Source organism: Bradyrhizobium sp. SBR1B (assembly GCF_014198205.1).
In the GTDB taxonomy this organism is placed as follows: Bacteria; Pseudomonadota; Alphaproteobacteria; order Rhizobiales; family Xanthobacteraceae; genus Bradyrhizobium.
This window is the reverse complement of record NZ_JACIHC010000054.1, coordinates 1-7960: the sequence shown is the minus strand read 5'-3', so window position 1 is coordinate 7960 and position 7960 is coordinate 1. Positions and strand designations below refer to the sequence as shown.

Sequence of the window (7960 nt, the reverse complement as noted above, 5' to 3'; positions counted from 1 at the left end):
GCTGCAACGAGAAGCGCTAAACCGCTTACCGCCTCGACATGCAGAAATCGATGAAGTGTGTTCGCAGCCTGTTCCGCCAGCCGCTGGGCTGTGGGTAAATCGCCAAATGTAGGTTTGTAATTCATGGGCGCAGGTCATCCGCGTGGCGGCCCGACCATCGCATTACCTGTCGCTGCCCAATTCAGCGAGCACCCATGCGTCCTTATACAAGGCGATGGTGGCAATTCAAGCCCGAAACAAGCGCTGCGTTCTATTTGGTGAGCCATGTCACGACGGCGGCAAAGCCGACCGCGAAGAACACCAAAACGATTGGAGGATAGAGTACGACAGCGGTATCAAAGCGTAAGAACCATGGATGCTCTCCCGCCCTATTCGGACGGCCGACAAACGAAAGGATGAGTGCGATCACGAGGAACGCAAAACCGCTCCACAAACTCATAGCGATTTCCTCCGTCTGGACAGGAGGCAGGCGTCGCCCACCAAGCGCAAGCTAGCCAATCGTCGCATTCGCCCTGGGACCAAAACCGCTGGATAAGACCGTCATGGGTTAGCAATTTTTCGCCAGCAGATAGCTCGCAAGCGAGCGGCGATCGAAGCGGGCACGGCCTCGCATCCGGCCTGCGTCGGATAACCGACACCGGAATGCGCTCAACCCTATTCGGTTAAGGGCCAAATGCGGGTCATGGAGCTGAGAGAGTCAGATAAAGCCTTCGATGTATTCTCGCACCGCCTTTGTGTCGCCAGCCCCGGCAGCACAGATACCGAATGCATGGATTTCATGAGGCAATGCGCTGCTTGGGCTCTTGACGATATCCGTCATCATCGAAGAAACCGCCTCGCGCATACGGCCAGCGCTCAGAAGCGCGAGCGCGGCTTTCTTGCTCCGTTTGAGATGTTCTTCTCGCGTTAACATCGAAGGCAGGTGGCGGGTGATACGAATAACAAGCCTGTTCCTTACTGACTTGGCAGTCAATCTCGTGAGAGTGCCAAAAGCAACGGAGCCCGCTCCATGCTATCGCGCGATGTCCATTGAGGAGCGGTGAGCGGACCTCTAGCAGATGCGGCGCAACTTCGCAGTTGGGCCAGAAGCGGCCGTGCGTAGCGACTTCGCGCGCAGAGAACTCCGCCGGCACTGTACTTCGTGCGCCGGGCGGAGTTAGTTTTAATCAGTTGACCTTGACGACGTGCGGCACTTTCCAGCTTCCATCAATGATGGAAGGGGTGGTCTCTTTTGGCCAGTACATCCGCAGCATTAGGACAAAATCGCCTTTCGGTGCGGGCAGCCAGTTAGCTTCTTTCTCTGCGCCCGGCGACTCGTTTTGGAAGTATAGCGTCAGCGACCCGTCGGCATTGAACTTCGGATTGTCCCGCATGCTCACGGTAAACCTGTTGAGTGGATTTGGGACGAACCACCAGCCTTGGTCGTTCATATACATGGTGAACGACCAGAAACCGTTGACGGGGGGCGTTGCATCTTTTGGGAAGGTCAACGTGTACTTGTTCGCACCGCTCAGCTTCTGTCCAGCCGAGTCCTTTTCTGTGTTCGGATAGACAGCGTTACGCTCTTGATTGGCAGGCCAGCCAAATGCCGCCACCACCGCTCGCTTCATGTAATCGGCGGGGCCGTAGGTACCTAACCCTTTGGTAATCGACCAGCCGTTGACTATCCCACCAAGGTTTTCCTTGTTTGCCTCGATCTTCTTCAGAGCTGTCTGTGGAATGTCCTTCAATGCTTGCTGAGCAACTGGGTCAAGCTTGCTCATCTCGAACGGCTTCCCAGGCTCGATACCAATCTTCGCCATGTTCGCGAGTATCGGTGCATCCGTCGCTGGCGCCGGAGCCGCCGATGCCATCAGTTTAGCCAATAAATTGAAGTATCCTTCCGTTCCCATGGCACGAATGACCGACTGCGGTTTGTCGGTCATGCTGAAACCCGGACTCGGGTTTACCGGCGGTGTCACAGGGGTATACGGCTTTCCCCAAGCGGAAAGAGGCGTAATCTTATATTGTGCCTGCAGCGCGTTGACGGCCTTGTAGTCGGTCTCGCTGCCATCGGCATATGTGCGGCCGAGAATGACCATGTAGCGCGTAGCCATTGGAAAATGTTTCATATCCGCCGGCACCTCACCTTTCCAGCCCGGCGCGGTGAACAAGTAGTTGGCTGCCTTTCCGCTTGCAGTCCGCTTGCTCGGCGATGACTCTGAATCCGACATCCACAAATCGGTAAGCTCAAAGAGATAGAAACGGTCGCCCATGTCTGGGTGACTGAATACCTGGGGCTCCGCAAGATCGAGCCAAGCAACCGAGTAAAGCGTGTCAGCGTTGGGCGCGGAGACGCCGCGATAGTCCGCAGGCGGATAGCGCGGAACGTTGACGAATTGACCGGTCGGACTTGTGAACCCCTCGACCTTTGGCACGTTGCTCATCTGAACGCGGGTCACTTCAGTCGTGATCAGCGAATAGCCATAGACATAGGCATCGGTGGCGATCTGCTGTGCTTCCGCGGGCGATATGGATTGAGCGCGCGATGGTACGGCGGCTGCCAAGCACGTCGATACGGCAACGCCAAGAACAAGCAAAACACGTCGATCGATCGCGATCATGGAGGCACCCTTTGTTGTGTTAGACAACCGTTTGAGGAATGGGGTCAGGTCGGCACGCCAAAGTAGAAGTTCCAAACAAGCATTCACGCAAAACCGCGCTATTGATTCAGATCAACAGGTGCCCATCCGGGGGCATTTGGCGTTGTGGCCCAAAGATCGGCTTTGGGTTCGATGCCATCGCGCACCTTGCCGCGATTGGTCAGCTAAGGGTCACAAGCGGCGGTCCGGCGCTGGCATACGGCAGGTCCGCTCTACCGTTGATATCAGACCTCCGTACGCCAAGGACACTGGTCCGATCCCCAAGAGCTCGCGCGATAATCGGGGCGCTGCGAACGAACCTCTTGGTCGCTCGGAGGCGTGGCTTTCCGCTGCATCATCTGACTTCAGAATGGAAGGGGCAGACGACGACGGCACGGATTGTCTCTCAGCAATCGGGTTTTCTCTCAGCAATGGGCGATTTGCTGAATTCCATGGGCCTGGTGCAAGCGATAGACGGGCGACCCTAAATGGCTTCGGACGATCATGGGCAAGTCCATTGCCGGTGGTCCCATACGTCTGACTAGCAGTTCTTCGCTTAGCTGGGTTTCGAGTTTCACGCGGTAGGAGCATGCTCAAATTCATGCTCCGCTTCCATGCAAGTGTCGCTATCGTTCGAATTGATGAGCTCAAGACGGGTCAGAACAGCTCCGCGTGTGCGCGGAGCGGGCATTGTCGGCTTGCATTGACGTGGCGGACATCCGCTCCTCCACACCAACAACGACAGGATGCTGAAAAGACATCGACTTCTATAGATCAACGGGGACGTCGCGCAAATAGCTACGGTGAGTAGCTACGAAGATGGGCCGCGGCTTACCCAGACTTCCTGACTTCGAATATCCACTGACAACGGATGAGATATTACTGCCAGCAATTTCGACAGCTTCATGAGCTCGCGACGCGCGCCTGCAAAGCGCCGAAGACCGGCTCAGGCCCGCTAACGGTTCGCCGAATTCCACTCTGCGCCGATAGTCATGAAGCAACTGCTCCTGTCTAAATTTCCGTTCAGCGAATTCCATCTTGGCCTTCAGTTTCCGTCTCGCCAAGTCTCCCTCTTCACCAATCTTCTGGACGTTGAAAGCTCGCGACGAGTGGCTATTGCGATGCTCGGTGCGCTCATCTTGGAGCACGCTACGCGGGATCGCGAAAGACAGCCGCCCGGCGCGCGATTTGAGCGCGCGGGCCAACCGCAGAACCTTCGACCTGCGCGCGCGGCTCAGCCTTTGATGACAATTTATCACAGGGGTGTAGCCTGCGCTCGGGCGGAGCTTGATTCGTCATGCTGGAAGCTATTCTCATGCTGCTGGGAATTGGAGCCGTGGCCCTTCTGCTTATTGCGTTTTGGGGACTGCATAGGCACGTGTGAGCGGGCCCGGCGTGCTCGAGGAATCTAGGGGTGGACGCTAGCCGGTTCACGACTGGCGAATTGTCTCCCGGTCTCACTAGAGCGCTCGGAGGGCTCAGCAATCCGCTCTCTCAGTTGCCGTAGAGACAGCAAAATTGCTCTTCACCCGTCTTGATGAGGGAAACCACCGTTACGAGATCCGCATCTCGACCTTTGTGCACTTCGACGTAATCCGCGCCGGCGCCAGGCGTTCTGCCGATTGTCGTGGATCGGCGATCATGCATGGATCGTTTACCAGCCCCAATGCTCCCGGCTGCCGATCCAACTGCGGGTAAGAGCGCCGGAGCAACGACGAAGGGCCGCATGAGCGCCTAAAAGCTTATAGGACGTCTCCTGCGGCCAGCGCCGGCACGTTCCGCATGATCGGCGCGGCACTGCGAGTGCTCGTACAGAGGCTGGTCAGCGTGAGGGCAGGGGCCCGCCAATCAGGTGATTTTAATAATTGGGAGGCTTGTCTTCCCGCTTGAGCAGTCCCAAACGCCGTTCAAGCTCTTCCTTCTTGGCCACCAGTCTCGCGGCAAGAATGTCATTGACCACCGCATGGAGTCGCCAAAGCTCTTCGAGAGACATGCTCTCAAACGGCTGTCGTTCCATGAATCCCCCCGACTCACGAATTGCCCATAGCTTGGGCTCACGAGGGGCAGATGGCAACTTCGGGGGGGGTTACGCGCAGAGGTTACCTACACCTACGGCGCCGACCTAGTTTCTTGGAAGCTGAACGACTCGACTTTGACCGCGAGCGGCGCAACTGAGCTTGCGCTAATCGGTTTCGCAGGACACCTAATTCAGCCATTTGACATTCGATAAATACCATACGTTGGTGCAGAGCAAAAACGGCATCGAAAGTTCGATCGGAAATACTCATCACCGCCTCAACACAGCTGGACTGAAAAATATCTGGACAATCATAGCATTACGACAGTGGGCGGGCACAATTGCAAGGCGAATTCTTGAGCAATGCGCCCGACGCCGTTTCTCGAGAAAGGAACACTGGGCGGACTGATGCTTGAATCGTTGCTGGGCAGCCGGCCGAGCGGAAAAGCCGGCGCGCCCAAGCCAGCCCGTTGGCGTTGCCAGCGGCTGGCGCGGCCACCGCCGATGCAAGAAAACCATTTAACGCCATCGGCGAAGTCGTCCGGAAACAGGCAAGGTTGTAGGTTAACGACATCAGACGCGGGGATGCCACCATGTTAGTCCTGATGAACCTGATTTGGCGACGACTTGCCTACACAATGCTGATCGGCATGCGATCTAAGCTCCTACTTCAGTGAAACTAGAGGCGGCTGTGGGTCAGGAGGCCACCATGCCCAAACAGGTGGTGATAGCTCTCTGCTCTTGGCAGTTGCTTGCCGGGTAGGTTTAAGCATGGTGGCGTTGCAAAGTGACGTGAAATAGTCTGGGAAGCTGGCTTCAAACCGTAGTCTTCCAGCAAACCGTCGGCGGCGGCCCTTGATGCATGGTGCGGCCGATTGTGAAATGGATCATATTGCGAGCCAGAAATGTCGCGATAGGATCATTCCACCGGGGCTGGCTGTATATTTCACTTAGATCTTTTCACCCGGTGTCTTTTGACCATGCGAGATCGCAGCGACAACATCGCTGCGGCCTTCGTGCAGGCCGGCTTTGTTTCCCTCGCTGCAAGTTCTAGGTTTTTCTGTACCGACAATTTGCGGAATCCAAATTGCCGTGGAGGACGATTATGCCCAAGGAGAATTGCCTGATTGTTCGTGCCGCCGGGAAACGACTGGACCTGTTACGAGGCGAGGCCGCCCGCATCGCCAAGGGAGCTAACGCCGGCTGGTGGACCGACCGAGCGGAGATCGGCACCAGGTTCTGCTTTGAAGATTCTAAGTCAAAAGAGCTGTTCGCACTCACCTGCGACAGCCTCGGCATCACCTGTCAGGACGGCTAATCCATTGAAAAACCCGCCGGCCTGGAAGCCGGAGGTGTTTGGACTGCAGACCAGACCGGACAGACCATGAGCAGTTGCAGCATGAAGACTCGCCAGCTGCGAACGAGAGGCCGGGAGTTGAGGCGGTGACCCACAAAGGGAAGCGGGATTGTGTCAGCGACGATCTGGACGCGCCTGGAGGGGCACGACTTTGTCCATGTCGCTGTGACCGGAGCGCCGGCTTTGCAGCTTCACCACCTGCTCGAGTTCGAGAGCCTCTATGGCGAGCTCATCTGCCAAGCGTTCGAAAAGTGCGCGCCTTTGCGAGTCGCTGGTTCGCCTGCTCATAAGGGCCAAATCCGCGGCGTCGGCGCGGAGTTTGTCCAATTTTTCCCTGAGGTCCGCCACGGTATCGGCCCCGTCCTGGACCCACCTCGTCATGTGGTGACGGGATGCAGGTCAACGGGAGCAGGCTATGGGTTCTTCCTTAACCGATTGTTAGGCCGACATTCATCAGGGCCGGGATGCGAACGATCGCCCGCTAGCTTTGCCGAGCGCGGGTCTGCGGCTATTTCGCTCAATCCTTCAGTGCGCACGTGGTCACGAGCAGCATGGTCCGGCTGCATTGCCAATCGGATCCCAACATTGGTTCATTGACTCCACGAGGAGTACCGATGGCCATAGTAGTACCAGCGGCCACTAGAACAGCGATGGTCAGCGCGAGCGTTCGATAGGTTGTCAAGTTCCACTTCATTGCGCTTCCCTCCAGTGGAAGCGCCCATGCTACGCGCAGAGATACCTCCCGCTTGTGAACTACTTCACACGGCATTTCTCAACAGTCATCACAGTCCCGTGCAGCAAGCCCGCCGCGTGGGCCGGCGGCACTTGAGACTAGTCCGCTCTCTTACACAACTTGCCGTCGAGACAGCAAAATTGCACTTCACCCGTTTTGGCCAGGGAAGGGGCCCACCTGCTGCGACAAAAACTACGGTTTCGGTAGTGCTGACTCGACCATTGTAAACACCGTACTATTTATTCGCGCCGGCGCAGAAAACCGTGCACAATCAATAGAGTTGACAAGACACCCCTTCCGCGGAAAGGGCCCCCCATCGAGAGCCAGATCTTCAGTTCATCGACAATTCTGGCACTCCGCGATCATTCTGTAGGTACGTCGCAATTGGAGGGTACGCGGTCCTCAGCCGAAAGCTTGAAGGTAGCCCATATCAACTGGTCGCATTGCCGTCGCGCCAGGCAGTGACGGCGGGTGCGAACCATCGAGCGACCGGAGCGGCGCGCTCCTGATCTCTGACGGTATTTGAACATACGCGCAACCAAGGTCGTAACGGCAGTCTTGACCACGCCGTCGGTGCTGATCAGCCGACTGTCTCCGATAAATCGCCCAGAGCGCGAACGGTTCAAATTATTCTGTGAATTCAAGACCCCAAAATTGCGGCGGGTATACCGTCGGCATTTGTCCGTCAGACTTGAAGATTTGTGCTTGCAAATCAACGACGATACGATGTCCGAAATAATTGAGTGGGAGTAAGGCAATCGGCTGGTAACGCGCGCTTTCGCGTAGCTTCGGTGTGGTGGGTCTCACTCGCATAAGAGCTGTTCGTCCCGACTTAACTCGAACGAGCTCAGCGTTCCAGTGCGTTTTTGCTGGCGGAGTACCGCGTCGCACCACAGCGTGCAGAAGAGCTGGAGCTGCTAAAGAGGCCTGCCGCGATTGGCGTTGTGCCTACGAACTTAGTTTTCTCGCACAGCGCTGAGGCGTACCGTTGCCGCCCTGCATTACTTTCCTGTCAGGGCGAACAATCACATTCTGCCGGTTCGATTGCCGCCGAGACTGGTCGAACCCTTGTGGTCGCTCGCCGAGTGGTCGCATTGGCGCCTGTTGCGACCGGCCTATGATGAACAGCGCCGAGCCCTAGGGTCTGTACCTAATTAGCGGGTTCTGATTCCCTCGCACCGAGTTGATTCGGCACGGGGGACTTCGATGCGCAAAGGACTGTTCTGGCTGAA

General features: G+C 56.8%; 4 protein-coding genes. 1 reads left to right on the top strand and 3 read right to left on the bottom strand.

Annotated features, from left to right (window positions below; translation table 11 throughout):
• Positions 1 to 697: 697 nt before the first annotated feature.
• The 3 genes from GGD61_RS39780 to GGD61_RS39770 all read right to left on the bottom strand — a co-directional run bounded on the left by GGD61_RS39780 (position 698) and on the right by GGD61_RS39770 (position 4638).
• Positions 698 to 973, bottom strand: a complete 276-nt coding sequence (locus GGD61_RS39780) for a hypothetical protein (RefSeq protein ID WP_183232507.1) — start codon at positions 971 to 973, stop codon at positions 698 to 700.
• A gap of 193 nt (positions 974 to 1166) precedes the next feature.
• The gene (locus tag GGD61_RS39775; RefSeq protein ID WP_183232506.1) at positions 1167 to 2603 is read right to left on the bottom strand and encodes a DUF1254 domain-containing protein; all 1437 of its coding nucleotides are present in this window, start codon (positions 2601 to 2603) and stop codon (positions 1167 to 1169) included.
• 1876 nt (positions 2604 to 4479) lie between these two features.
• The gene (locus GGD61_RS39770; RefSeq protein WP_183232505.1) at positions 4480 to 4638 is read right to left on the bottom strand and encodes a hypothetical protein; all 159 of its coding nucleotides are present in this window, start codon (positions 4636 to 4638) and stop codon (positions 4480 to 4482) included.
• Between the two features lie 1105 nt (positions 4639 to 5743).
• Here GGD61_RS39770 and GGD61_RS39765 point away from each other — a divergent pair.
• Positions 5744 to 5956, top strand: a complete 213-nt coding sequence (locus GGD61_RS39765) for a hypothetical protein (RefSeq protein ID WP_018319114.1) — start codon at positions 5744 to 5746, stop codon at positions 5954 to 5956.
• Positions 5957 to 7960 lie beyond the last annotated feature (2004 nt).

What these genes read in the sequence shown, in the direction of transcription:
- GGD61_RS39775 (WP_183232506.1), bottom strand. Translation starts at nt 2,603, where the DNA reads ATGATCGCGATCGATCGACGTGTTTTGCTTGTTCTTGGCGTTGCCGTA.
- GGD61_RS39765 (WP_018319114.1), top strand. Translation starts at nt 5,744, where the DNA reads ATGCCCAAGGAGAATTGCCTGATTGTTCGTGCCGCCGGGAAACGACTG.
- GGD61_RS39770 (WP_183232505.1), bottom strand. Translation starts at nt 4,638, where the DNA reads ATGGAACGACAGCCGTTTGAGAGCATGTCTCTCGAAGAGCTTTGGCGA.